This window comes from Gluconobacter sp. P1D12_c, assembly GCF_018812105.1.
In the GTDB taxonomy this organism is placed as follows: domain Bacteria; phylum Pseudomonadota; class Alphaproteobacteria; order Acetobacterales; family Acetobacteraceae; genus Gluconobacter; species Gluconobacter oxydans_A.
This window is the reverse complement of the sequence record NZ_JACSIQ010000641.1, coordinates 1-403: the sequence shown is the minus strand read 5'-3', so window position 1 is coordinate 403 and position 403 is coordinate 1. Positions and strand designations below refer to the sequence as shown.

Here is a 403-nt window from a genome sequence, read left to right as displayed (position 1 = left end):
GGAGCTGGCTCTGGCCTATTCAGACGGAAGTAAAGGCGGACGTCCGCCGTTTGATCCGGTGCTGATGTTCAAAATTCTGGTCATCCAGACGTTGAACACTTTGTCTGATGAACGGACAGAGTATCTGATCAACGACCGCCTGTCGTTCATGCGCTTTCTGGGATTGGGGCTGTCGGACCGCGTGCCGGATGCCAAAACGGTCTGGCTGTTTCGTGAGCGTTTGACACAGGCGGGTGCCATTGAAAGGCTGTTTGACCGMTTTGAYGCGACCCTGCGKAACGCCGGGTATTTGCCGATGTCAGGCCAGATCCTGGATGCCACGCTGGTAGCGGCTCCGAAGCAGCGGAACACCAATGCAGAGAAAGCGGATCTGCGAGCAGGCCGTATTCCTGAAGACTGGCAG

The 403-nt window shown here is 56.8% G+C and carries 1 protein-coding gene; it reads left to right on the top strand.

Annotated elements, in window-relative coordinates; genetic code table 11:
* Positions 1 to 403: transposase (locus KP705_RS18530; protein WP_215765366.1), on the top strand; the 403-nt coding region annotated here is incomplete at both ends.